This is a genomic window from Williamsia sp. 1135 (assembly GCF_002095395.1).
GTDB lineage: Bacteria > Actinomycetota > Actinomycetes > Mycobacteriales > Mycobacteriaceae > Williamsia.
Genome location: NZ_MJEI01000096.1, coordinates 39,342 through 63,552 on the forward strand (window position 1 = coordinate 39,342; position 24,211 = coordinate 63,552).

General features: G+C 64.6%; 22 protein-coding genes and 3 pseudogenes. 14 read left to right on the forward strand and 11 right to left on the reverse strand.

The window, feature by feature from the left end; all coding sequences use genetic code 11:
- Positions 1-90: 90 nt before the first annotated feature.
- Positions 91-902, reverse strand: a pseudogene (locus BFL43_RS15630) (transcriptional regulator).
- A 62-nt stretch (positions 903-964) separates the two neighbouring features.
- On the opposite strand from BFL43_RS15630, the pseudogene BFL43_RS29505 reads away from it, so the two are divergent.
- The 6 genes and pseudogenes from BFL43_RS29505 to BFL43_RS15665 form a co-directional block, all read left to right on the forward strand.
- A pseudogene (locus BFL43_RS29505) lies at positions 965-1,105 on the forward strand (IMP dehydrogenase); the annotation flags it as partial.
- Positions 1,106-1,154: 49 nt separating this feature from the next.
- On the forward strand, positions 1,155-1,328 hold the full coding sequence (locus tag BFL43_RS15640) for a hypothetical protein (RefSeq protein ID WP_206186685.1): 174 nt from the start codon (positions 1,155-1,157) through the stop codon (positions 1,326-1,328).
- A gap of 154 nt (positions 1,329-1,482) precedes the next feature.
- On the forward strand, positions 1,483-2,148 hold the full coding sequence (locus tag BFL43_RS15645; RefSeq protein ID WP_084893439.1) for a CPBP family intramembrane glutamic endopeptidase: 666 nt from the start codon (positions 1,483-1,485) through the stop codon (positions 2,146-2,148).
- Positions 2,149-2,244: 96 nt separating this feature from the next.
- Positions 2,245-3,129: pseudogene (locus tag BFL43_RS15650) on the forward strand (aldo/keto reductase).
- A 2-nt stretch (positions 3,130-3,131) separates the two neighbouring features.
- On the forward strand, positions 3,132-3,539 hold the full coding sequence (locus BFL43_RS15655; RefSeq protein ID WP_084893440.1) for a cupin domain-containing protein: 408 nt from the start codon (positions 3,132-3,134) through the stop codon (positions 3,537-3,539).
- A gap of 590 nt (positions 3,540-4,129) precedes the next feature.
- Positions 4,130-5,344 carry an HNH endonuclease signature motif containing protein gene (locus BFL43_RS15665; protein WP_084893442.1) on the forward strand — a complete coding sequence of 405 codons (1,215 nt, stop codon included), beginning with the start codon at positions 4,130-4,132 and terminating at the stop codon, positions 5,342-5,344.
- A gap of 250 nt (positions 5,345-5,594) precedes the next feature.
- On the opposite strand, the gene BFL43_RS15670 is transcribed toward BFL43_RS15665, so the two are convergent.
- Complete coding sequence (locus BFL43_RS15670; RefSeq protein ID WP_240498296.1) at positions 5,595-6,512, reverse strand: lipase family protein; 918 nt, start codon at positions 6,510-6,512, stop codon at positions 5,595-5,597.
- 187 nt (positions 6,513-6,699) lie between these two features.
- On the opposite strand from BFL43_RS15670, the gene BFL43_RS15675 reads away from it, so the two are divergent.
- From BFL43_RS15675 to BFL43_RS15690, 4 genes are all read left to right on the forward strand, one after another.
- Positions 6,700-7,263, forward strand: a complete 564-nt coding sequence (locus BFL43_RS15675; RefSeq protein ID WP_084893533.1) for a dihydrofolate reductase family protein — start codon at positions 6,700-6,702, stop codon at positions 7,261-7,263.
- A gap of 79 nt (positions 7,264-7,342) precedes the next feature.
- Positions 7,343-7,957, forward strand: a complete 615-nt coding sequence (locus BFL43_RS15680) for a class I SAM-dependent methyltransferase (RefSeq protein ID WP_084893534.1) — start codon at positions 7,343-7,345, stop codon at positions 7,955-7,957.
- Positions 7,958-8,156: 199 nt separating this feature from the next.
- Positions 8,157-9,713 carry an MFS transporter gene (locus tag BFL43_RS15685; RefSeq protein WP_240498297.1) on the forward strand — a complete coding sequence of 519 codons (1,557 nt, stop codon included), beginning with the start codon at positions 8,157-8,159 and terminating at the stop codon, positions 9,711-9,713.
- A gap of 49 nt (positions 9,714-9,762) precedes the next feature.
- Entirely contained in the window at positions 9,763-10,662 is a 900-nt protein-coding gene (locus BFL43_RS15690; RefSeq protein ID WP_084893444.1) for a LysR family transcriptional regulator, read from the forward strand.
- Here BFL43_RS15690 and BFL43_RS15695 read toward each other — a convergent pair.
- The 6 genes from BFL43_RS15695 to BFL43_RS15715 all read right to left on the reverse strand — a co-directional run bounded on the left by BFL43_RS15695 (position 10,655) and on the right by BFL43_RS15715 (position 16,676).
- Positions 10,655-11,503 (reverse strand): carbohydrate ABC transporter permease, encoded by an 849-nt coding sequence (locus tag BFL43_RS15695; RefSeq protein WP_084893445.1) that lies wholly within the window; start codon positions 11,501-11,503, stop codon positions 10,655-10,657. The genes BFL43_RS15690 and BFL43_RS15695 overlap by 8 nt on opposite strands.
- A complete protein-coding gene (locus BFL43_RS28640; protein ID WP_143695346.1) occupies positions 11,493-12,455 on the reverse strand; it encodes a sugar ABC transporter permease in 963 nt (320 codons plus the stop codon). Before BFL43_RS28640 ends, BFL43_RS15695 begins: the two co-directional genes overlap by 11 nt.
- A gap of 6 nt (positions 12,456-12,461) precedes the next feature.
- Positions 12,462-13,325, reverse strand: coding sequence for a metallophosphoesterase (locus tag BFL43_RS28645; RefSeq protein ID WP_143695347.1), 864 nt, complete (start codon positions 13,323-13,325; stop codon positions 12,462-12,464).
- Entirely contained in the window at positions 13,322-14,635 is a 1,314-nt protein-coding gene (locus tag BFL43_RS15705; RefSeq protein ID WP_084893535.1) for an ABC transporter substrate-binding protein, read from the reverse strand. Before BFL43_RS15705 ends, BFL43_RS28645 begins: the two co-directional genes overlap by 4 nt.
- A 47-nt stretch (positions 14,636-14,682) precedes the next feature.
- A complete protein-coding gene (locus BFL43_RS15710; protein ID WP_084893446.1) occupies positions 14,683-15,864 on the reverse strand; it encodes an ABC transporter ATP-binding protein in 1,182 nt (393 codons plus the stop codon).
- 188 nt (positions 15,865-16,052) lie between these two features.
- Positions 16,053-16,676, reverse strand: a complete 624-nt coding sequence (locus tag BFL43_RS15715) for a TetR family transcriptional regulator (RefSeq protein ID WP_084893447.1) — start codon at positions 16,674-16,676, stop codon at positions 16,053-16,055.
- Positions 16,677-16,790: 114 nt separating this feature from the next.
- Here BFL43_RS15715 and BFL43_RS15720 point away from each other — a divergent pair, with 114 nt between their 5' ends.
- Positions 16,791-18,257, forward strand: a complete 1,467-nt coding sequence (locus BFL43_RS15720) for an MDR family MFS transporter (protein WP_346425972.1) — start codon at positions 16,791-16,793, stop codon at positions 18,255-18,257.
- Positions 18,258-18,296: 39 nt separating this feature from the next.
- Here BFL43_RS15720 and BFL43_RS15725 read toward each other — a convergent pair whose 3' ends face one another.
- Both BFL43_RS15725 and BFL43_RS15730 read right to left on the reverse strand, forming a co-directional pair.
- Positions 18,297-18,974, reverse strand: coding sequence for an IF2 family translation initiation factor (locus BFL43_RS15725; RefSeq protein ID WP_084893448.1), 678 nt, complete (start codon positions 18,972-18,974; stop codon positions 18,297-18,299).
- A gap of 26 nt (positions 18,975-19,000) precedes the next feature.
- A complete protein-coding gene (locus BFL43_RS15730) occupies positions 19,001-19,558 on the reverse strand; it encodes a CsbD family protein (RefSeq protein ID WP_084893449.1) in 558 nt (185 codons plus the stop codon).
- Between the two features lie 180 nt (positions 19,559-19,738).
- Here BFL43_RS15730 and BFL43_RS28650 point away from each other — a divergent pair, with 180 nt between their 5' ends.
- Genes BFL43_RS28650 through BFL43_RS15740 form a run of 3 tightly spaced genes read left to right on the forward strand, consistent with a single transcriptional unit; the run spans position 19,739 to position 23,006 of the window.
- Entirely contained in the window at positions 19,739-19,933 is a 195-nt protein-coding gene (locus BFL43_RS28650) for a hypothetical protein (RefSeq protein ID WP_143695348.1), read from the forward strand.
- On the forward strand, positions 19,930-21,435 hold the full coding sequence (locus BFL43_RS15735; protein WP_084893450.1) for an aldehyde dehydrogenase family protein: 1,506 nt from the start codon (positions 19,930-19,932) through the stop codon (positions 21,433-21,435). Before BFL43_RS28650 ends, BFL43_RS15735 begins: the two co-directional genes overlap by 4 nt.
- Positions 21,435-23,006 carry a GMC family oxidoreductase N-terminal domain-containing protein gene (locus BFL43_RS15740; protein ID WP_084893451.1) on the forward strand — a complete coding sequence of 524 codons (1,572 nt, stop codon included), beginning with the start codon at positions 21,435-21,437 and terminating at the stop codon, positions 23,004-23,006. The genes BFL43_RS15735 and BFL43_RS15740 overlap by 1 nt, the downstream gene beginning before the upstream one ends.
- Here the strand turns inward: BFL43_RS15740 and BFL43_RS15745 are convergent.
- Positions 23,003-24,172 (reverse strand): alpha/beta hydrolase, encoded by a 1,170-nt coding sequence (locus BFL43_RS15745; protein WP_084893452.1) that lies wholly within the window; start codon positions 24,170-24,172, stop codon positions 23,003-23,005. The two genes, BFL43_RS15740 and BFL43_RS15745, sit on opposite strands and share 4 nt — an antisense overlap.
- Positions 24,173-24,211 lie beyond the last annotated feature (39 nt).

The window sequence follows — 24,211 nt, forward strand, 5'->3', positions numbered from 1 at the left end:
ACCGGCACTCCTTTGTCGTGGTCTGCCTAAGCATTCTCCTCGACTGGGTGACGAGCTTCATCCGATCTGGGTGAATCGGGTGGCGACAAACTACGTCCGGTCGCTCGACGCGGTGCGCTCGGTGGGCAAGGCGTCGTGGCTGGCTGACCAGGATGCCAGCAGCTTCAGCGCATCGGCGGTGGGTGTCCCTGAGGCCGCGGTGTAGATGTTGAGCTTGAGACCGGGTTCGGACGGTAGCTCCAGAGACTCGAAGTCGAGGTCGAGTTGCCCGACTGCCGGGTGCCGCAGCCGTTTCCGGCCACTGCGGTGGAACCGCACATCCTGCGAGGCCCAGCGGCGACGGAACTGCTCACTCTGGGTGGACAATTCGCCGACGAGTTCGATGAGCGCCTTGTCGTGCGGATTGAGTCCTGCCTCGAGGCGGAGCATCGCAGCGGCGTCACGTGCGATCTGGTCGTAGTCGACGAAGAACGCTTCTGCCTCCTCGGGGTGCAGGTAGACGAAGCGGGTGGTGTTCGCCGGGCGACGCGGGTCGGCCAGGACGGGGGAGTACAGCGCGCGGGCGAGGTCGTTCATCGCGATGATGTCGTGCCGACCATTGCGGATCCAGGCCGGGGCGTCAGTGATGGCGTCGAGGACCTGCTGGATCGCCGGGCGCACGGTGGATTGCGGTGACCGCTTGCGTCGCCGTGTCCCTGACTCGGACTGACGGGCCAGGGTGAACAGGTGATCGCGCTCGGCCTCGTCGAGTTGCCGGCGAGCATGGCGACCTCCTCGCGTCGGAGCCCCTTGACCCTGCGATTGCCACCGTACGCAGGCAGGCCCGATTCTTCGGGGGTGATGCGTGCGCGGCGGGAACTGAGGAATTCGCGGATCTCAGTACGTAGCTCGGTCGTGCTCATGAGCCCACGGTAGGCCGCAGAGTCGGCTCGGGGGAGGCACTGGCAGTACCTGGAACAACAGGCTGCAGACGTCCTGCGTGCGGGGCGGGTTCTGGAACGACGCTGCGCTCGGTAGCGCCGGCGCGCAGGCCGAGGCGGTTCGGGTTCCGCTGGCCGCCGGCACGCTGGTGAAGGTCTACGGGGGTGAGAGCCTCGACGACGCGACGCAGTTGTCGCTGCTCAGGGCTGCTGAACTCGGCCCACCAACTCGGAATGGCCTTGGGCCTCGGCATTCTCGTGGCGGTCGCCGCCGGCGCCGGTAGTACCGCGGAGCGGGTCGATGTGGCACTCACCGGTAGCAGCGTGATGCTTGCGATCGCGCTCGCTGTTGTACTCGCGGTCATCGTTCCGTCAACGCGGAAGTCGGCCGGGCGTGCGGGGGTCTGACCTGCCGGGCGGACGGCAATGACGGCGTTTACGATTCCGCTATGTCTTTGCCTGAATCTGGTTCTGCCGTCGTCTTTCAGTAGTCGGCTTCATCGTCCTTGTTGTCGTCTACCTGGCCGTTCTTCAGGGCCTGGGCCTCCTCCTGGCGAAGGACGTGAAGTACGCGGCCCCGGAGAACATCGATGAGTTGTGGCGAATGATCCTGGTGCCGGTCGCGGCATCGCTTGTCCTGGTCTACGCCGCGGTCGCGTGGCTGGGGTGGTGGCGCCCCGTGTGGATCGATGACCGGCCGGTCCAGCGTTGGGTGATCGTCGTGCCCGTGTTGATGGCGGTGTCGATCGTCATCGTCACCGACTACGCCGGGCTGATCGATCACGGTCTGGCGTTCACGCTGTTGCTCCTGCTGGGCAGTTTGATGGTCGGTCTGGGTGAGGAAACGATGTTCCGGGGCATCGGTGTCACCTGCTTCCGGAAGAACAACTTGAGCGAAGGCAAGGTCGCGCTGTGGAGCACCCTGGTGTTCGGACTGGCGCACTCGACCAACCTCATCTCCGAGGGGCCAAAGGCGTTCGCCCAGGTCGGCTCGACCATCGTCGCCGGCTACTTTCTGTACCTGATCAGGCGACGCACCGGAGGCTTGCTCTTCCCGGTCCTGATCCACGGTTTGTGGGACTTCTCGCTGACCACCGGCAAGACCTACGCACCTGCCCTGTACGCAATTCTGACCTCGATCATGCTGGCGATCATCTTGTTCATCAGGAGACACCACATCGAGCCCGACGCGGTGGACACGGCAGGCAATCGTGCGCCTGCGGCATGACGCGCCGCACGGCTCGCCGCAGGTGAAAGGGGTCCTGCTGGTACCTGGTTCGTCAGGCACTCCCAAGCGGCCGACGTCGCGCCTAGCGTGGAAGTCATGAGTAATCCGAATCTGACTTTGAACAACGGCGTCGAGATCCCGAGCCTGGGCTTCGGCGTCTTTCAGACCCCACCCGACGAGACCGCCGTCGCGGTCGAGACCGCGCTGGAGACGGGCTATCGCCACATCGACACCGCTGCGGCGTACCTGAACGAGCGAGGTGTCGGCGACGCGATCAAGCGTTCCGGCGTCGACCGTTCCGACATCTTCATCGAGACGAAGATCTGGATCACCGACTACGGGTATGACGCCACGCTCCACGCGTTCGACAAGGCGGTCGGCAAACTGGGTGTCGAGCAACTCGATCTGCTGATCCTGCATCAGGCGCTGCCCGGCGAGTTCGACCTCACCATCGCCGCGTACAAGGCACTGGAAGCACTTCTCGCGGACGGCAAGGTCCGGGCCATCGGAGTCAGTAACTTCATGCCGGACCATCTCGATCGCTTGCTGGAAGCGACTTCTGTTGTGCCGGCGATCAATCAGATCGAGGTCCATCCCTACTTCCGCCAGTCAGAACTGCTCGAGGTCAACGAGAAACACGGCATACTGTCACAGGCTTGGGCGCCGATCGGTGGCATCACGTTCTACCGCGACGGCAAACATGGCTCCACGCTGGAAGATCCGGTCATCAAGGAGATCGCCGCAGCGCACGGTAAGTCGCCTGCGTAGGCGATGCTGCGCTGGCACCTACAGCAGGGGCGACAGGTGATCCCGAAATCGGTCACCCCGTCGAGGATCGTCGAGAACTTCGACGTCTTCGACTTCGAACTCACCGCTGATCAGCTCGCTGCGATCGATGCCCTCGACACCGGAATCCGTGGCGGACCTGAGCCCGAGGTCGTCACGCGTGAGACGTTCGGCCTCGACATCCCGGAGGCGTGAACATGCAGATCGATCCCGTAATGCCGACAACGAAGAACCCGCCCGCGCAATTCACCGGAGACGTGTGGCTGGACCCCATCGCCTTTCCGCGTGAGGACGGCCAGCAGATGATCGTCGCGAAGGTGCGGTTCGCGCCGGGGGCGCGGACGGCCTGGCACTCGCACGCGCGTGGTCAGACCCTTCACGTGACCCAGGGTGTCGCGTGGGTGCAGTCGCGTGGGGAAGCCAAGGTCGAGGCATCCGCGGGCCAGACCCTGTACTGCCCGCCTGGCGAAGAGCATTGGCACGGAGCAACATCGGAGAACTTCATGGAGCATCTCGCGATGCTGGACAACGCCGACGACCCGGCGACCACCACCACGTGGCTAGAGCATGTGACCGATGAGGAGTACCTCAGCAGTAGTAGCTGACGGTTGCCGCAAGTGACGTGCAGTTAACGAAAACGCTCCGCCCGTTTTGGGGTGGAGCGTTTTCGTGTTCTGGATTTTTTTCCGTAAGGCTCGATGTGCTTCCCGGGGAACGTTGTACACAGTGATGCGTTGTGTGCGCAGCCCAGACCTTGCCGCTGTCAGGGAATTCGAAGAGCCTTGATGTCGACGTGGATCAGATAGCCCGTGTCCCGCGTCGTAGAGACGGTTGGGGCGTCGTACCGCCAGGCGGGTGTTCTGATCCAGCTGCCGCAACAACGGCATCTCGAAGCGACGCAGGACCGCTCCGCCGCGGGTCTCCTATCGCCGCTTAGTTTGAACGAGATGCTTAGGACCATTGTCAGGACCTGCTGGTACCTTCCGGAAGACGCCCGCGAGTCTCGGAAGTTTTGCTTTGCTATCGAAAGATGTTGCGAAGCAGCGGGATTAGTGGCTTGAACCGCTTGCGAACATGTGTTCGAGTGCGGTAGGTTGTAGGTAGTCGGCCCAATGATGACGAATCTTGATACATGCCCTTCCGGGAAGATGCCGCCGACTGTCCCTGTTGATCTGTGGGTGGAAGGTGTTGTCTTATGCGGGTTCTCGATTCGGTGGCGGCTGTGACTGAGCTGGTGGTCCCTGGTGATTCTTCGGAGCTGTTGATGTTGGTGCGTGATCTGATCACGTTGCGTAATGCCACCGAGCATCAGTTGGCCGTGTGTGCTGCGGTGCTTGATGAGTTGGGTGTGGCGCGTCAGGCGGGGTCGACGACGTCGAAGTTGTTGGAAGCCAATGGTGCTGCGCCGGCGTCGGCGCAGCGGTGGGTGCGGATCGGTGCCGGGCTGGCGGGTCTCGATCGTACGGTCGGGTGGGCCCGCGACGGGTACCTGTCATCGGAGCATGTTGATGCCATCGTGAAGGGCCTGGCCGGCATCGACGGGCGGTCGGAGCAGCCGGTTACCGACGCCAAGCGGTACGGGTTCGAGGGGGAGTTGCTCAATGGGGCGGTGTCGGGGGCGCCGCCGAGTGAGATCAGCAAGACTGCCCGCAGTCTGGGCAATGAGTTCGCTGCAGATACTGGTGGGAAGCCGCCGGCGGAGGACCCGTCGCTGAACAGTCTCGATTATGCGGTCAGTGGTGAGGGCCGGTGTGTGGGGAAGTTCGATCTGGATGTGAAGATCGGGGAGAAGTTGTTCTCCGCTCTGGACTTCTGGTCCAAACCCCGCCCGGAGCCTGATGGTTCCCCTGATGCCCGGACGCCGACGCAGTTGCGGGCGGATGCGTTGCATCAGTTGCTCGACTGTGGCGGTGGTGGGCAGGGGTTGATCTCGGCGCCGCGGACCGAGGTGAATGTGACCGTTCCTGCTGATCATCCTGATCAGGCGTCGCTGCGGTGGATGGGTCCGATCACCGAAGCCACCGCAGCGGCGTTGGCGTGTGATTCGACTTTCACCTTCATCACCCTTGATGGGCAGCAGGTGCCGATTGATCTGAGCCCACCGAAACGGTTGTTCACCGGGCCGGTCCGCAAAGCGATCATCATCCGCGATGAGTGCTGCATCAAGTGCGGGGCCCCGGCGACGTGGACTGATGCCCACCACATCAAGCACTACATCGACGGGGGTGAGACGACCCTGGCGAATGGGTGTTTGTTGTGCCGGACCTGCCACGGCGCCGTCCACAACACCGGTTGGGACGTGATCATGGGGTCTGATGGGCATCCGTGGTTGATTCCGCCGGTCGAGATGGACCCACACCAACGACCACTACCGGCCTACAACAGACGAACCATGACCCTCGCCGCGTAACACCCTGCTACTGAACGACTCTGACTGACCACTGACACTTTTCGACCAGCCGCACCCGGCCCCGCCGGGACCGCGCACGCAACCTTGACAACTCCATAGTGTGAAAGCGCACGGTGTTGCCGCCCAGACGGGCTGGGCGGCAACACCGCGGCGGATCCAGACGCCGAGAAGTCCGCGCCACCTGCGCGCATACGCACCACGTGCAACTGGCGCGCACGCATGCAGGTGGAGCGAATTCGGACGCGGACGGTCAGCCCACCCCGGAGTTCGGTTCCACCGCTGCGCACGGCGCCGATCGTGGATTGCTCGGATCGAGTGCGGTCAGAACGAAAGCCGCGACTCGACGTGTTGCGGCCAGTCCCCGGTGGGCGGTGTGGTCGATGGCGCATCCCTGTTGCACAACAATGTTGGTGACATCGGTCCCGGGAGGTCCAGGCGCCTGTCCCGAGGTGTAAGGGATGACCAGTTCGTCGTACTTCGTCGAGATGTTGGTGTACTGCACGCCGGGCACGTAGGGACTGCCATCCGAGTTGAGTTCTGCGATGAACGGCTCGCCGCTGACTGCCTGCGTGCACGCCGGGCAGAACGGAATGGACGGCACGTTCGGCAGTCCGAACTGCTCTTGCAGCGCACCAAGGGTGTTCTCTCCGGAACCGGTGCCCTTCCACAGCCCGCCCAGCGACACCAGGTGTGCCACGACGTCGCCGCCGCCGAGGAACTTGACGTAGTACCCCGAGGTCAGGCTGCCCTGCGAATGCGACACGATATCGACCTTGTTCGCCCCGGTTGACGAACGGACCCTGTCTACGAACGTGGAGAGTTCTGCCGCACCGGTCTCCAACGGTGCGAGCGCTCCGATCGCGGACAGCGGCCACGCGGCATCAGGAATCGCTCCGTAGGTCAGCGTGTAGACGCAGTAGCCCTCGTTCTTGAGCAGGGGACCATAGACGCCCCAGTTCACTTGCTGACTGGCGAAGCCACCGTGCACCAACACCACCGGATTGGGGTGCTTCGCACTCGGCCGGCACGACCAGTCATTGGTACCCGGCAGTGACCCGTTCGGGTTGGTCAACTCGGCGATGATGCCAGTGTTGAAGTCGTAACTGACCGGCAGTGGCGCGCCGGTTGCCGTGGCCGGTAGCAGCGCCGCAAGGCCGATGGCGGCCACAACTGACAAACCGGCATGTCGAAAAAATCCGCGCAAGATGCCCTCCCCCTGGGTGCGTAGATGCGGCAACGTTAACAACGAACGATCTCGCGCCTGTCGATTTCGGAAGAACCCGTTCGACGTATGGAAGACAGACCGCAACCGGCACTACGGTGGGTGCGGCAGCCACGACATGGAGGACCAGAAGATGCGCACACTGATCGTCACCGCCTTTGTTTCCCTTGACGGCGTCATGGAGGCGCCCGGTGGGGAGCCCGGATACCGCAACTCGGGATGGACCTTCAAAGACGTCGCGTTCGATCCCGCCGCCTACGAGATCAAAGGACGCGAACAAGAGGAGACCACCGCGCTCCTTCTCGGCCGGACCTCGTATGAGGCGTTCGCCCCGATCTGGCCCACGATGGACGACTTCGCCGGATACAACGCGATGCCGAGATACGTGGTCTCGACGACACTGCAGTCCGACGACGAGCGTTGGCCCGCAACCATTCTCCGCTCGGTGGACGATGTGGCGGCGCTGAAGGAGACGGAAGGCGGTCCGATCGCTGTGCACGGCAGCGCGACCCTCGGCCGCGCTCTCGGCGACGCCGGTCTCGTCGACCGCTATCACCTCCTCGTCTTCCCCCTGCTGCTCGGCGCAGGCAAGCGGCTGTTCAGCGACGCCGACAAGGACGCCACGAAACTGGATCTCGTCGAGTACGAGGCGTACGGCAACGGCATCCAGAAGCAGATCTTCGACGTCGTGCGCTGAGACGGCCTCGGGTCGGGGCCCTCGGAAGCCGCCGCATACGGTGACAGTGACCGTCCTGTCCCGAGCCGAGGAGTATCTGATGAGCGCGCGCACCCCCAGTCAATGGGAAGAGATCACCGCCGCCGATCCAGAGCACTCGACCCGATACGTAGAGCGCTTCCGGGAGTTGGCAGCCAAGGGCCAGGACATCGTGGGCGAGGCGCGGATGGTGGACGCGATGATGTCCCGCGGCGGTCGTGTCCTCGACGCGGGGTGTGGGCCCGGACGACTCGGCGGCCATCTGCACGCGGCCGGCCACACGGTGGTCGGCGTCGACGTCGATCCGGTCTTGATCGCAGCAGCGCAGCAGGACTACCCCGGCCCGACGTGGGAGGTGGGCGATCTCGCCGAACTGGATCTGCCCGCCCGGGGGATCGCCGCGAGTTTCGAGGTCATCGTCTGTGCCGGAAATGTGATGGCGTTCGTCGCGCCGTCCACCCGGCGGGCTGTGCTGGCGGGCTTCGCCCGTCATCTCGCGCCGACCGGGCGCGTAGTCATCGGGTTCGGGTCCGGACGTGGTTACGAGTTCGCCGAATTCTTCGACGACGCGGCGGCAAGCGGGCTTTCCGACGATCATCGGTTCTCGACCTGGGATCTGCGGCCGTTCACTGACCGCTCCGACTTCGTGGTCGCGCTGTTCTCCCGGGCAGGCTAGTCGACCGCACAAGCGATTGACCCGCTTGCAACTGCGTAAATCTCCTTCGGGACAACTACTCTGGTGAATGTACGGCGAATCGGTGTCGTGGTTGTGCCCTTCAGGTGACGTTCAGATCGCGTCTGCGCGGGGTTAATCGGCGGCAGGTATCGTTCGTCCGTTCAGGTCCTGCGTTGCCAATGATCAAGGGGTTGCCGTGGTGGGTGCTGAGGGCGGTCCGGCCCCGGATGCACTGAGCGTGCAGGCGTACATCGACGAGGTGCCGACCTGGCACGACGGAACACCCTCCCTCGCAGGGACCCAGACCCGGATGCAGCGGCGTATCTGGTTTCTGGCGTCCGCAGGCAAGTTCTTCGAGGGCATGATCATCTTCATGGTCGGGGTGGCCTTGCCACTGATCAAGCTCGAGTTCTCTCTGAACGCAAACCAGACCGGTCTGGTCACGGCAGCGCCCCTGCTCGGCATCATGATCGGTGCGACCGCGCTGGGCAATCTCTCCGACAGGTTCGGCAGGCGAGGCCTGTTCGTCTTCGAGATGGTGCTGCTGACGATCTTCCTGGTCGGGGTGAGCGTGAGCCCCGGCCTTCCAGTGCTGGTGGGGTGTCTGTTCGGGTTGGGCCTGGCGCTCGGCTGCGACTATCCGACCGCGCACATGATGATCTCGGAGACCATCTCGACAGCCAATCGTGGTCGAAGTGTGCTCAGCGCGTTCGCTTTCCAGGCCATCGGTGCCACGGCAGGCACCCTGATCGGCGTGATCATCCTGGGCAATCGGGACGAGGTGTCGGATTGGCGATGGATGTTCGCCGTGGCGATCATCCCCGCGATCGTAGTGACCATCGGGCGGACCTTCGTGGTGCAGAGCCCGCATTGGTTGCTCGAACGGGGGAAGGTCGCGCAGGCGCAGGTTCATCTGGCCCGGCTGCTGGAACGAGAGCCGAAATATCCGACGTCCATCACGCTGGAGGCGACCGCATCCGATCGAGCCGAAGGCACTGCCGGCTGGGCCACGCTCTTCCGTAGGCCATGGCGCAGATCGACCATCCTGGCGTCGGTGCCGTGGTTCCTGCAAGACCTCGGCACCTACGGGATCGGCATCTTCACCCCGACGATCGTCGCCGCCACGGTGGGCACGGTCGCGGCCGACGACGGGACCGTGACCTCCGCTATCGCAGGGGATCTCAACGGCGCAGAGGGCGCTGCGGTCATCGACGTTCTCCTGCTGGTGGGGATCGCGTTGGCGATTGTGTCGGTCAACAGGTTCGGCCGCATCAAGCTGCAGATCGTCGGATTCCTGGGCTGCGCGGCAGGGCTGGCCATCGCTGCGCTGTCGACCGCGGTCGGGGGAACCATGCAGATCCTGCTGATCTTCGGCGGCTTCATGTTGTTCAACCTGATGACCAATCTGGGGCCGAACTCGATGACCTACCTCTTGGCCGGTGAAGTGTTCCCGACTCGGCTCCGCGGGACCGGCGCCGGACTCGCCGCCTCCTTCGGCAAGGTGGGAGCGGTACTGACCGCATTCCTGTTCCCGTTGCTGCTCGACTCATGGGGAACCATGGCCGTTCTCACGATCTTGGTGGCCACTTCGCTGCTGGGCGCCTTTGTGACATGGAAGTTCAGCGTCGACACCAACGGCTTGTCGATGGCGCAGCTCGATCAGATGTACGACGAGCCTCCGACTCCGACTTCGACTTCGGCTCCGACTCGAAACGACCTCGCTCAACCGGATGCAGACGAGGCGTCTCTCGTGTGATGACCAGGCGCTCGATCATGCACGCTCGCGTTGGTCAGGGGAGGTAATCGTGGACTTTCGACATCTGTCGTCCTTCATCGTTCTCGCTGAAGAGCTGCATTTCGGCCGGGCTGCTGCGCGGCTACACATGTCGCAACCGTCGCTGAGTGCACAACTGCAGAAGCTCGAGAAGTCCTTGGACGTCACGCTCGTCGTGCGCAGTTCGCATGAGGTGCAGTTGACCTCGCCTGGCGTCGAGTTCGCCAAACACGCGCGTATGGTCGTCGCGCAGATGAACAAGGCGGTCGACATCACGAAGTCGACCGCAGCGGGGCAGGTCGGTTCGCTCAACATCGGCTACAACTTCTTGGCGAGCCGCCACGTCCTTCCCTCGACGCTCGCGCGTCTCGGTCAGCGCCACCCACACATGTCGGTGTCGCTGTGGGAGAAACGAACCGGACCGCAACTCGGCGGGATCGTCGACGAGTCGCTCGACATCGCGCTCGTGTATGGGGAGCCGCGGCTACCGGGCCTCCGATCGCGACTGCTCCTGTCCCGCGTCCCGATCGTCGCCGTGGTCGGGAGGGCCCACCCCTGGGCAGGCCGCTCGAGTGTGCGCTGCGCCGAGCTCGCCGGTGAGCCGTGCGTCTTGTTCGACCGCGACCAATGCCCGGCGATGTACGACGCGATCGTCGCTGCGGCCGCCGAGTCCGGGGTGTCGCTGACCGTCGCCCAGTCGTCCGATGATCCGGGCGGGACCGCGCACGTTATTGCCATGAAGCCGTACGTCGCGTTTGCCTCGCTCTCGCGTGCCGCCGGGGTGGGGATGGGAACCGCCGGGGCATCGTCGGTCGCGGTGAAGCTCATCGACCCGACCCCCACGGTCGACCTGTACATGGTGTGGTCGGAAACCACGGTGAACAGCGCTGTCGCAGCGTTCGTCGACTGCGTGGAGGAGGTCTCTACTTGAGTCCACTGCGCACGAACGCATTCACGATGTGACGTTGCAACACCACATAGAGCGCGAACACCGGTAGGCACGCCAGCCCGGCCAAAGCCATCATCGGGCCCCACTGATCACCCTCGGTCCCCATGAAGCTCCGCAGACCGAGTTGCAGCACATCATTGCTGGACTGCAACACCACCGCGGGCCAGAAGTACTCGTTCCAGGAGTTGATGAACAGCAGGATCGCCAGAGCGGCGAGCGCAGGTCGGAGGTTGGGTACCACCACGGTCCACAGAATGGACCACGACGATCGACCGTCGATCCGCGCCGCCTCGATCAACTCGGTGGGGAAACCGGCCATGTGCGCACGCATCATCAATACGGCCAGTGCCGAACTGAGCGTAGGGAGCACCACTCCGGTCAGCGTGTTGAGAAGACCGAGCTGATTGAGCAGGACGTAGTTCGGCAACATCGTCACCTGGTAAGGCACCAACCAGGTACCGACAAACGCGAGGTAAAGCAGCCGTTGGAACCGAAATCGGTACATCGCGAACGCATATGAGGCGAGCACGGCGATCAGCAGCTGGCCACAGGTGGACGCGGTGGCCACCCCGAACGTGTTGAGCATCAGCCGGGGGATGTCGACCTTGTCCGCGGCGTCGACGTAGTTCTCGATCGACAGTGGCCAGGGCAGCAACTGCAACGAACCCACGTCGTCGGGGCGGCGAACCGAGGTGGCCACCAACCAGTAGATGGGAAACACGCAGGCAATCGAGATGACTGCGAGCGTGAGATGACTCCGCACGCGCGTATGGAGGTCACGTCCGCCGGTATGACCGGTCGTGGTCTCGAGATCAGTTGTCATCGAAGGTGAGCCGTTCTGACAGCCAGACCAGGGCTCCGGCGACGGCGCCGAACCCGAGGAACAGCACCAGGCCTGCCGCTGCACCGAGGCCGGCGTTGAATGTGTGGAATCCGTAGTCCCAGAGCAGGTAATAGATGTTGGTGGTCGCGCCGGCCGGTCCACCCTGCGTCAGGGTGTCGATCAACGGGAAGCTCCACTGTGCGCTGAGCAGGATGGTCATGAGGATGAGGAAGACCAGCGTCGGTGACAACAGCGGCAGCGTGATCCGCACGCCGATCTGCAGCCGGGTCGCGCCGTCGACCTGTGCTGCTTCGTCGTAGTCCGAGCTGATGCCCGCCAGCCCCGCCGCCACGGCAAGCACGGCGAATCCGATGAGATGCCAACCGGTGATCACGATGATGGCCAGTTGAGCAGTGCTGGTGTCGTAGATCCAGTTCTGATCGGTTCCGAGAACACGGTTGACCACGCCCGCACCGGGGTCGAGCAGCCAACGCCAGACGGCGGCACCGGCCACGGGCGCCACCAGGAACGGAGCGAAGATGAGCCCCTGGTAGAGCCGAGACGTCCGGTCGGGCAGGTTGCGTATCGCGAAGCCGACGATGACCGGAACGATCACGGTGAAAGGCAGCAGTCCGAGGATGAGCACGACCGTCAGCCACACCGCATCGCCGAGGGCCGGCAGTTCGAACAACTGCTGATAGTTCTTCGCTCCGACCGATTCCATGGGGCTGTCGGGCAACAGGTTCCACGACACCGTGGACAGCTGTACTGCCTGCAGCAGTGGCCGATACGTCCAGACCACGATGAGGATCAGCGCGGGGGACAGGTACAGGTACGGGACCACCGCGTGTTTGGAGAACCTTCTGCGCGGTCTACGGCCGGGGGCATCCCCGGCGGCGGCGACCGAGGGCGGCTGCGTGGTCGCGGTCGCCGGTTCGTCGATCACGAACACCTGCGCTCACCGCGCCTGCGGGGTGAGTGATCGAAGGCGTTCCAGCACAACCGATTGTGATTCGTTGTACACCTCGTCGACCCCGACGACGTCGACCGCGGTGGCCACTGCCGAGTCCCCGAACAGATCGATGCGGCTGAACCCATGTCCGATCCCGGCGCGGTGCCTGCCGACCGGTGGCACCGGATCGGTCCGATACGACGCGGGCGGGCCGAGCCAGACCGGAATGCCCGCGACCGCTGCCGCGCCGGTGTAGTGGGCGTGGCCGCACAGGATCATCTTCACGTCGGAACCGGAGATCACCCGCTCGAGGTGGGCGGGTTCGACGAGTCGGAGGAAATCCACAGTGGTGATCGGCGATCGGATCGGCGGGTGGTGCAGCACCAGCAACGCCCCGCCCGGCGAGGGATCCTCCAGAACGGCGGCCAGCCAATCCAACTGCGCCCCGTCGAGGTGGCCGTCGTGATGTCCCGGGGTGGTGCTGTCGAGGACGACGATGCGTAGCCCGCCGACCTGGTGCACGACGTCGTAGGGTGCACCGAGCTCCGTCGATCCGTTGTACGCAAGCCCCAGACCGAGTCGGAAACTTGCGCGATCATCGTGGTTGCCCATCGCGTAGATGACCTTGGCCCCGAGCCGGTCAGCAGTGGGTTCGACCATGGACTGCAGCAGCTCGTACGCCGCGGGCGATCCGGCATCGGTGAGATCCCCGGACAGGACGATGGCGGCGACGGGGATCGCCGACGCGTCGAGATGGTCGAGCACCTGGCGGAGATTGCTTGTGGTGTCCATCATTCCGTGCATCCGCTCACCCTCGGCACTGAGGTGGGTGTCGGTGATCTGGATGATGGTCGCCTCGGGCGCGGTCATGACGCGGGCAGGAGGGTGGCCGCCTGCTCCTGCGCGGCGTTCAGGGCGGTGGCGGGATCGGCGCCCTGGTATACCGCGGATTCGATCGCCGACATCATCCCGTCGCGGATCTGCAGATAGTCGTTGCCTGGCATCGACACCCACGGTTCCATCGATTCGAGTTGCTCGAGGTTGGGTTCCAACAACGGGTTCTGTGCAGCCCAGTCCTTCAGCCCGGCAGGGTCGTCCATCAGTCCGGTACGCAGTGGCAGGTATCCGATGCCGCTCGAGATCCGGACGTATGCCTCTTCGCTGGTGAGAAACTTGATCAGCTCCCACGCTGCGCGCTGCTTCGCCGGATCGGACGAGAAGACGAACAACGAAGCGCCGGAATTGGTGGGGACCACCGGTTTGCCGCCGAAGCTGGGCATCGCAGCCGAGCGCAGGTTCCATTTGTCCCTGGCTCCCTTGACGAACTGGTCCTGGATGGCGCTGGTTTCGAGGATCATGCCCATGTCCCCGCGGGCGAACGCCTCATAACCCTGCTTCTGGGTGAGAGCGGGTGTGGCCCCGGAGTCGACCAGATTCTTGGCCATGGTGACGACTTCCACGGCGGGCGGGTCGGCAAAGGTCAACGTATGGCGGTCTTCTGAGAGCACCCGGCCGCCGTTCGACCGGACGAGACTCTGGAAGCACCAGTCCTTCGCCGCCTTGGTGAGGCAATCGATGTAGGCGCCGCCTTTGCCGGTCCGCTCTGCGATGGTCGCGGCCGCGGCGGTCGCCTCCTCCCAGGTCCCCGGCGGGCTGTTCGGATCGAGCCCGGCTTGCTCGAACAGCGACGCGTTGTAATAGAGCACCGGCGTCGAGAAGACGAAGGGAACACCGAATGTCTCACCGTTCCAGTCGCCGAGAGTTCGTGCCCTGGGTGCGAACGGGTGGGTGGTTCCGTCGAAGTTCTTCTCCACCTCCTCGCTACCGACGAGCTGGTCCAGCGACTGCGCACGGAGTTGGTTGACGGTGAAGTCGAGGTCGGAGAAGCCGAGCTGGGCGACGTCCGGGGCATTCCCGGCCGTCATCTGATTCCGGATGCTCGACACCGTATCGGTGGCCGGATTGGGGCTGTTACCTGCGGGCTTCTGGGGCGTGACAGCGATATTCGGATGTTTCCTGGAGAACTCCGCCAGCAGCTCGTCGAAGGTGTCGGTCCAGGCGCCTGCCATCCCGTAGTTGTAGCTCTCGAAGACGATCGACACCTTCTGGTCGGCGTCGAGTTCGGGTATTGCGGACGTCTGCGTCTTCGTGGAGCCGCTCGACAAGCAGCCCGTGAGCATCAGGGCAGATGCCGTCACCGCGATGGCGAGGGTGGTTCTGGAAGTGATCACTGTGGTGCTCCTACGTCGAGAAGTCGAGGTGTGGTGGCGGCGGACGGCCGGGGCTGCCAGCGCACGCGCCGGCCGCTGTCGGGGTCGAACATGTGCAGATCGGAGATGTCGGCGGCCAGCGTGATGGCGGCGCCGGTGCCCAGGGAACGCGCATTTCCTGTTCGAGGTACGCGGGCGCACAAGCGGACGGCACCGACATCGCAGTGCACCAGCACGTCTCCGCCGAGGTTCTCGGTGAGCGCGACCGCGGCGGGTATGCGAAATCCGGTCGTAGGTGACGCTCGGGGTGGTCCGGGAGCGGTTCCGGAATACACGGCGAGCCGTTCGGGTCGCAGCCCGATCCTCATGCGGCGGGTGGTGATGGCGTCGGTGTCGCATCGGATGCCGATCGGTATCGACGCCCCGCCGAACTCGGCAACGAGGTGTCCACCGGCGTCGACCACGTCGGAATCGAACAGATTCATCGGAGGTGCGCCCAGGAACGCGGCGACGAACGCCGATTCGGGGTGGTCGTAGAGCTGCTCCGGAGTGCCGACCTGTTCGATGCGCCCTTCGTTGAGGAGGGCGATGCGATCGGCCATCGTCATCGCCTCGACCTGATCGTGCGTCACGTACAGGAACGTCTTGGCCACCCGCTGGTGTAGTGCGATCAACTCGGTGCGGGTCACCGCGCGCAGCCGTGCGTCGAGATTGGACAGCGGCTCGTCCATCAGGAAGGCCCCCGGGTCGCGGACCATGGCCCTGCCCAAGGCAACTCGTTGTCGTTGGCCACCGGAGAGCTGCCCAGGTCGGCGATCGAGCAGCTCTCGCAACCCCAGCGCGCCGGCAACAGACTGGACCGCGTCATTGATCGTTCGCTTCGGAACCCGCGCGGTCTTCAGTGGGAAGGCAATGTTCTTCGCGACCGACAGGTGCGGGTACAACGCGTAACTCTGGAACACCATCGCCAGATCCCGCTCCCGCGGCGGCAGGTCCGTGACGTCGATGCCATCGATGACAACGGTTCCCGCCGAGGGTGTCTCGAGTCCGGCGATGATGCGGAGCAGGGTCGACTTGCCGCATCCGCTCGGCCCGAGCAGCACCATGAATTCCCCGTCGGGTATTGCGAGCTCAACGGAATCCAGCACGGTGGAACCGTCGAATACTTTTGTCACTCCGTGGAGCGTCAGTGCGCTCATGAAGGTTGTTCCGTCCAGTCGGCAATGGATTGACCAGCTGCCCACCACGAATGCGTGTCGGGTGTGGGTGCAGAGTCAGTCTCATCGACCGATCAGGCGGAGTGTCGCGGCGATAGCAAGTGCCGATCGCGCGAAAGGAAGGACCGAAAGGTGTTGTCGGCGTGCGTCGAGGGGGTCCGCTCGTCTCTTCAGAGATTTCGGACGCGTACGCAGACGTCTTGATAGATCGAGAGCAGATCAGCCCCCGACGATTCCGTGGTCGCGCGGCTGACCCACTCGTCGAACGCCGACCGCAGGGCGAGTTGCGCGATCTCGAGGATCAGCCGAACGTGTGAACGGACCTCTGGTCCGTACTCGGTCTCGAGAAGCCCGGAGAGGCGCTGAGAATTGTCCGAACACCGGCCGACCACCGCGGCACTCAGGCCGGGATTCGAACAGACCAGCTTCTGGATGCGTGCGATGGTACGGGCGACTTCACTCTGCTCGTCACGGAATCCCTCGATGACCGCGGTGAACGCGGCCTCCACGTCGGCGAGCGAGAACTCGGTGGGATCTGCGGCGACCACGCAGGCCCGCAACGCTTCATCGAATCCGTACATGTCGAAGAGCACCGACTCTTCTTTTGTGGTGAAGTATCTGAAGAACGTCCGTGCGGACACTCCAGCATCTCTGGCGATCTCGTCGACCGTCGTCACCTCGAAACCCTGTCGCTCGAACAGGGTGAGTGCTGCCTGCTGGATCTCGTGCAGCGTCCTGGTGCGTCGCCGGGCCCGCAGACCGGCGGGGGCCTCTGGCGCTGACGTGGCTGGCATGTCAAGAGAGTATCCGCCCCGGACAAGGTTTTCGTCAGTTGGTGACAATGTGGCAGTCACTGCCACTTGGTATATGCTGCTGAAGTTCTGCACGGCAATGAGGGGGATGTGATCGTGACCGAGGATGCAATGGTCGAGACCAAGGCGGGCAGCGCCGATACTCAGAAGGCCGCGAACCCCGTACTGCTGATCGGGTTGCTGCTGATCGCGACCTTCGTCGTGATCCTCAACGAGACGATCCTGAGTGTCGCCCTACCCACCCTGATGGTGGACCTCGAGATCACCGCGTCGACGGCGCAGTGGCTGACCAGCGGCTTCCTGCTGACGATGGCCATCATCATTCCGACCACGGGCTTCATTCTGCAGCGCTTCCACATGCGCACCGTGTACGTCGCCGCGATGAGTGCGTTCACCGTCGGCACCCTGGTCGCGGCGCTCGCACCAGGATTCGAGGTGCTGATGGTCGCCCGCGTGATCCAGGCCGGCGGCACCGCATTGATGATCCCGCTGCTGATGACCACCATCTTGAACGTGGTCCCCGAGCACTCGCGTGGCCGGACCATGGGCCTGGTGTCCATCGTGATCTCGGTGGCGCCCGCGATCGGACCCACCGTGTCCGGTCTGATCCTCGAGTCGTTCGACTGGCGTGCGATGTTCTGGATCGTCCTCCCGATCGCCGCAGCGGTGCTCGTGCTGGGTGGACTCTTCGTCCGTAACGTCACCGAGCCCCGCAAGGCCCATCTCGACTTCATCTCGGTCCCGCTGTCGGCGCTCGGTTTCGGCGGGTTGGTCTACGGATTGAGCAGTATCGGCGAATCGGCGGCCGGGCACGCCCCCGTCCCGCCGTGGGTCCCACTGGTGATCGGTGCCGTGGCTCTCGTCCTCTTCGTGATCCGGCAACAGCGGCTCGTCAGTCGCGGACTCGCACTACTCGATCTGCGCACCTTCAAGGTCGCCTCGTTCCGCCTGGCGGTCGGTCTGATGGGCGGCTTGATGCTGACCCTGTTCGGCGCCCTGATCCTGCTGCCCCTCTACCTACAGAACGTGCTCGACAAGAGCGTGCTGACCACCGGCCTGGTACTGCTGCCGGGTGGTCTCGTCATGGGACTGCTGGCACCCGGTGTCGGGGCGCTGTTCGACCGCTGGGGCGCCCGTCCACTGGTGCTGCCGGGCACGATCGCCATGAGCGTGGGCACCTGGCTGCTGGCCACGTTGAACACCACCTCGTCGCTGGCCCACGTGATCGGTGCACACGTCATCCTCAGTGCGGGTATCGCTTTCGCCCTCACGCCGCTGATGACCTCGGCCCTGGGTTCGCTTCCGCCGGAACTCTACTCACACGGCAGCGCGACCGTGAGCACGGTTCAGCAGGTTGCGGGCGCCGCAGGCACCGCACTGTTCATCACCTTGATGACCCGCGGAACCACGTCGTCGGTGAGCGATGGCGCCGACGAAGTCACCGCGTACTCCGACGGCACCCACCTCGCGTTCATGGTTGCCGGAGTGCTGTCGGTGGTACTGATCCTGGCCGCCACAATGGTCAAGTCCACAAAGAAAACCGGCGCCGACGTCTCGCAGTAGTCGGCGCCGGCTCTCTCGGCTTCGTCAGATACCTACGGGTCAGGCCTTGTCGGCGCGCTCGGCCTGACGCTTTTCCTTCTCCGCGTCGGCGAGCTTCTCCACCCGATCGGCCTGCGCGCGGGTAGCGGCCGCGTCATCGCGCTTGGCGGCGGCGTCCTTCTTCTTGGCCGCAGCCGCAGCGGTCGCCTGATGCTCGGCGGCACGGATCTTCGCCTGCTCGTCGCGCTTGGCGGCGTCGACCGACTTCTTGCGCTGGGCCGCGACTTCGTCAGCTTGCTTCTTGGCGGCAGCGGTGCGCTCGGCCGCAGTCTTCTCGGCCTCCTGTTTGCGCTGCTCCGCGGTCTGGCGCGCATCGGCGACTTCTTGCTCTTTCGCCTCGCGTGCTTCTTTCTGCTCCGCGACGGCCTTCTCGCGCTTCGCCTTCAGTTCGGCGTCGGCGGCCTCACGCTTGGCTGCCGCCTGAGCATCGAGTTCTGCGGCCTTGGCCAGGGCTTCACTGCGTTCGGTGAGCGCGGCCCCGCGCTTGGCCAGTGTGGCGTCGCCGAGGACGCCACCGACAGTGGCATCCAACGCTCCCAGCGAGCGCTCGTAGAACAACCGGGCGGGAGCCTCGGCATCCCACTTGGCCACGACTTGATCTTCGATCAATTGCAGCGGGAAGCGGGCAATCCGGTAGTTGAAACGCAGAACTGCGAACGGAATAGCGGTGACACTCATCAGTGGCTCCTGGTGGTTGTGGTTGGTCAGGGAAGGTCGGCGTCGTTGGAGAGGCGTTCGGTCTGACGCCTGATCCGGTCGGCCTCGGTCTGGGCGCTGGTTGCTTCCGCCGTCGTCTCTCGGTGCTCGTCCGCCGCTTCGGCGACCTCGCGCGCAGCGTCGGTGACATCTTCGCGTTCTGCTGCCTGCGCCTGAGCGACTTCGCGCTCGGCATCGATCTCCGCCTGGGTCTTCTTGCGGGCGGCTTCCTGGGCGCCGGCCTGTTCCGCAGCGTGCTTCTGTGCGGCCGCGCGCGCATCCACCTCGTTCTTCGCGCCCCCGGCTTCGACGCTGACCTCGGTACGTTCCTTGGCGCTCTCGAGCTTGGCCTCGTTCTCCTCGGCACGCGCCTGTGCGGCCTCGGCGTCGGCAACGGCCTCGACGCTGTTCGCCCGCTTGCGCTCGGCGGCCTGTGTCTGCTCGAGCTGTCCCTCGGCGGTCAGGGAATCGTTTCCGATCACGGCACCGGCGACTTCTTTCGCCTTGCCCTTGACCGAGTCGATCAAACCCTTGCGTGCCTGGTCAGCCTTGTTGTGCTCCGTCATGTTCAGTCCCCTCTCGACAGCAATCTCGTCAGCTCGCGTTGAGCGCGCAGTTCTGATGTCTGACTCAGTGGTTCCACCGGTAGAACGTGTTCAAACGCAGATGTGACGGGTGACTCCGCCGCAGCCCGACCTGCAGAACGCGTCCGCTGTCCGATTTGCGTGAATGAGCGCTGCCGGTCCGTGACGGGTTCATCGGGTGTGGCGTCCGCATCATGGGATCATCAGCTGGGCGGTGATCGACCAAGAATTCCGGATTGTTCCGTAGGTGCCGATTCGACCGCGGTCGACGCCGGGCCTGTGCTCGACTGGTCACCGGACTTCGAATCCATCCCCGCCGAGGACGATGACGTGACGGCACGGAAAGAGGACGCATGACTGCTCAGACCCTGTTCATCGACGGAACGTGGGAGGCTGCGGCCGACGGTGGCACCCGAGACATCCAGTGCCCGGCAGATCGAACTCATGTAGGAACCGTCAGTGAGGCCTCCCGCAGCGACACCGAACGTGCCATCGCCGCGGCGCGCAGGGCCTTCGACGACGGCCGCTGGTCATCGGTGCCTGCACCCGACCGCGGGGCCTTCCTCCTGCGGGTGGCCGGTGCGCTGCGCGAACGCAAGGCCGAGTTCGCCCGCGCGGAATCGCTGGATACCGGCAAGCGTCTGGTGGAGTCGGAAATTGACATCGACGACATCACCGCGTGCTTCGAGTACTTCGGCCGTGCCGCCGCCCAGGACGCCGGACGCCTGGTGGATGCGGGCTGCGACACCGTCATCAGCCGCGTCCAGTACGAACCGGTCGGCGTCTGCGGCATGATCACGCCCTGGAACTATCCACTGCTGCAAGCCGCCTGGAAGATGGCGCCTGCACTGGCCGCCGGGTGCTCGTTCGTTCTCAAACCCGCGGAATTGACCCCCCACACCGCGATCCTGATGATGCAGGTGTTCGACGACCTCGGTCTGCCTGCCGGGGTGGCGAACCTCGTCACCGGCGCGGGCCCCGGTGCAGGCGCACCGCTCTCGGAACACCGCGACATCGACATGGTCTCGTTCACCGGGGGACTGGTCACCGGAAAGGTCATCGCCGCGGCGGCAGCGGCCACCGTGAAGAAGGTGGCTCTCGAACTCGGAGGCAAGAACCCGAACGTCATCTTCGCCGACGCCGACTTCGACGCCGCGGTGGACAACGCCCTCAACGGAGCCTTCGTACATTCCGGGCAGGTGTGTTCGGCAGGCGCCCGAATCGTGGTGCAGGACAGCATCGCCGAGAAGTTCACCGACGCACTCGTCGCCCGGGCCGAGCAGATTCGGCTCGGCGGGCCGTTCGACGACAACGCCGAGACGGGTCCGCTGATCTCGGCTGCACACCGCGACAAGGTGGACGCCTACATCCAGAAGGGCGTCGCCGAAGGTGCCCGCCTGCGGTGTGGCGGCACGTTCGGAACCGGTACATCCGGGGACTCCGACCTCGATGCGGGCTATTACTACACGCCGACGATCCTCGATCAGGTCCGCAGCGGGATGTCGGTGGTCGTCGACGAGGCGTTCGGTCCGGTGGTCACCATCGAGACGTTCACCGACGAAGAAGACGCTATCGCGATCGCGAACGACACCGACTACGGCCTCGCCGGGGCGGTGTGGAGCCAGGACGCCGGCAAAGCGCAACGCGTCGCGAATCGGCTGCGGCACGGCACCATCTGGATCAACGACTATCACCCCTACCTGCCTCAGGCCGAGTGGGGCGGCTTCGGTCATTCCGGTGTCGGTCGCGAACTCGGACCGACCGGTCTCGACGAGTACCGCGAGGCCAAGCACGTCTACCAGAACATCGCGCCCGCGGTCACCGGCTGGTTCGAGAACAACTCTCAGGAGAGCATCTGATGAGCACCGAGCAGACATTCGACTACGTGGTCATCGGCGGCGGGTCTGCCGGATGCGCTGTCGCCGCCAGGTTGTCGGAAGACCCGTCGGTCAGCGTGGCGCTGATCGAGGCCGGGCCGGACGACCGCGACGTCCCCGAGGTCCTGCAGCTCGACCGCTGGATGGAATTGCTCGAATCCGGTTACGACTGGGACTATGTCGTCGAACCGCAGGAGAACGGCAACTCGTTTCTGCGGCATGCGCGGGCCAAGGTGATGGGCGGATGTTCGTCGCACAATTCGTGTATCGCGTTCTGGCCGCCCGCCGAGGACATCGACGACTGGGAATCGGTCCACGGCGCGACGGGCTGGAACAAGGCGACAGTCTGGCCGCTGGTCAAGCGTTTGGAAACCAATGAGGACGCCGGTCCTGACCACCCGCACCACGGGGACAGTGGTCCGGTGCACCTGATGAACGTCCCGCCGGCCGACCCGTGCGGCGTGGCCCTGCTCGAGGCCTGCGCACAGGCGGGGCTACCCACCACCAAGTTCAACACCGGTTCCACAGTGGTGCAGGGCGCCAACTTCTTTCAGATCAACAGGCGAGGCGACGGGACCCGCTCGTCGTCGTCCGTCTCCTACATCCATCCGATCTCCGACCGCCCGAACTTCACCCTGCTCACCGGACTGCGTGCCAAGAAGCTGATCTTCGACGAGCGACGGTGTGTCGGCGTCGAGGTGGTGGACGGACAGTTCGGACGCACGCACGTCGTCCGCGCGAACGCCGAAGTGGTGCTCTCAGCAGGCGCGGTGGACTCCCCGAAATTGTTGATGCTCTCCGGAATAGGGCCGGCAGATCACCTGCGGGAGATCGGGATCGACGTACTCGTCGACTCGCCCGGCGTCGGATCCAACCTGCAGGATCACCCCGAGGGTGTCATCTCGTGGGAGGCGAAGCGGCCGATGACCGAGACCTCCACCCAGTGGTGGGAGATCGGGATCTTCGACACCATCGATCCGGGTCGTGATCGTCCCGACCTGATGATGCACTACGGGTCGGTGCCCTTCGACATGCATACGGTGCGGCAGGGTTATCCCACCTCGGAAAACGTGTTCGTACTCACCCCGAACGTCACGCACGCACGGTCTCGCGGGACCATCCGATTGCGTACCAGGGACTTTCGGGACAAGCCTCTCGTCGATCCGAAGTACTTCACGGACCCGAGCGGCTACGACATGCGCATCATGATCGCCGGGATCCGGCGAGCACGCGAGATCGTGGCGCAACCTGCGATGGCGGACTGGGCCGGCGACGAGCTCTTCCCCGGCATAGACGTGCAGTCCGACGAGGACCTCGCCGAGTACATCCGGCTGACCCACAACACCGTCTATCACGTCGCAGGGAGTGTTCGGATGGGCGCGGTCGACGACGACGAGTCGCCGCTCGATCCCGAACTCCGGGTCAAAGGCGTCGACGGTCTCCGCGTCGCCGACGCCTCCGTGTTTCCCGAGCACACCACCGTCAACCCGAACATCACGGTGATGATGGTCGGCGAGCGGTGCGCCGATCTGATCAAGGCCGCGCGAGACTAGGGAGTTCCGCGCTCACGTCCGGCGGCGGCGTCGGCGACGGCCGAATCACCGTCGCGCAGTTCGAGCTCTGCCAGGAACGGATCGATCGCGTCCTCGATCGCCCGGTTGTACTGCTCCGGTTGCTGCCCTGGATTCGCGTGCCCGGTCCCGGGCATGCGAACCACCAGCAGCCGGCCGTCGGGGCCGCCGGTGCGGTCGAAGAGCGCCCGCTGGCTGTAGTCGACGTCGACCACCGGATCAGCGTCACCGAAGATCGGCCGGAGGAAGACGAACGCCGGGTTGTTGTCGTCGTCGGAGGTCAGCGTCTCGAGATCGTCCTGAGCGCCGGAGGCGACGATCGCCCGGAACTGCGATTCGATCAGACCGTTGCTGGCGGTGTTCTTCGACAGGATCTTCCCGTGCAGCACCTCGTCGACGACGCGGGTGAGCTCGCCCACGTCGACGAATCGGTTGCGGCCGGACGACGGGAACAGGTAGCGATCCCTACGTGCCACGGTCTCGACCAGCAGGCGCAGCGATCGACTCTCCCGGGCTCCGGGTAGCCAACCCATCCAGCGCAGCATGTCCTCCCCGGCGTCTCGGCTCTGCGCGCGGACGGCGTGCAGATTGATCGGAGTGCAGTCGAGTATGACGGCCTTCAACTCGAGATCGGTGTCTTCGGCGATGTGCTCGGCGACCTCGAGTGCGATGATCCCGCCCATACTGTGGCCGGCCAGCACGAGCCGATCGACTCCTTCGCGCAGTGCATGCTGGGCGATGATCCGGCTGATCACCGCGGTGTCGAGACCGGAGTTGTCGTACTGCACCGCCCAGACCTGACCGATCCTGGTGAACGAGGGCAACTTGATGGCGGTGGCGCTTGCGTCGAGATTGCCGAGGCCGACGAGATCGACGACCGCGGTGTCCTGGTCGAGCGGGTCCTGCGCGTCGTAGATGTGGTGTACCTGTGGCTGCGTCGACGCCAGTCTGGCGCGCTCGGGTGCGACGTCGTACACCCAATACTGGGTGCACACGATGACCACGGCCAGCAGTGCGACACCGAGCTGAACGAACAAGCGGCCGGATGCTCTGCCTTTGCCCAGTCGGGTCTCGCGCAGCCGTTTTATACGGCGGTCATCGTCCCATTCGGTGACCGGCCGCTGAGCGGGGCGCAGGTCGGAAGCCATTGCTTCCAGTCTAGGCGCGTGTGGGCGCTGCCGAAGCGG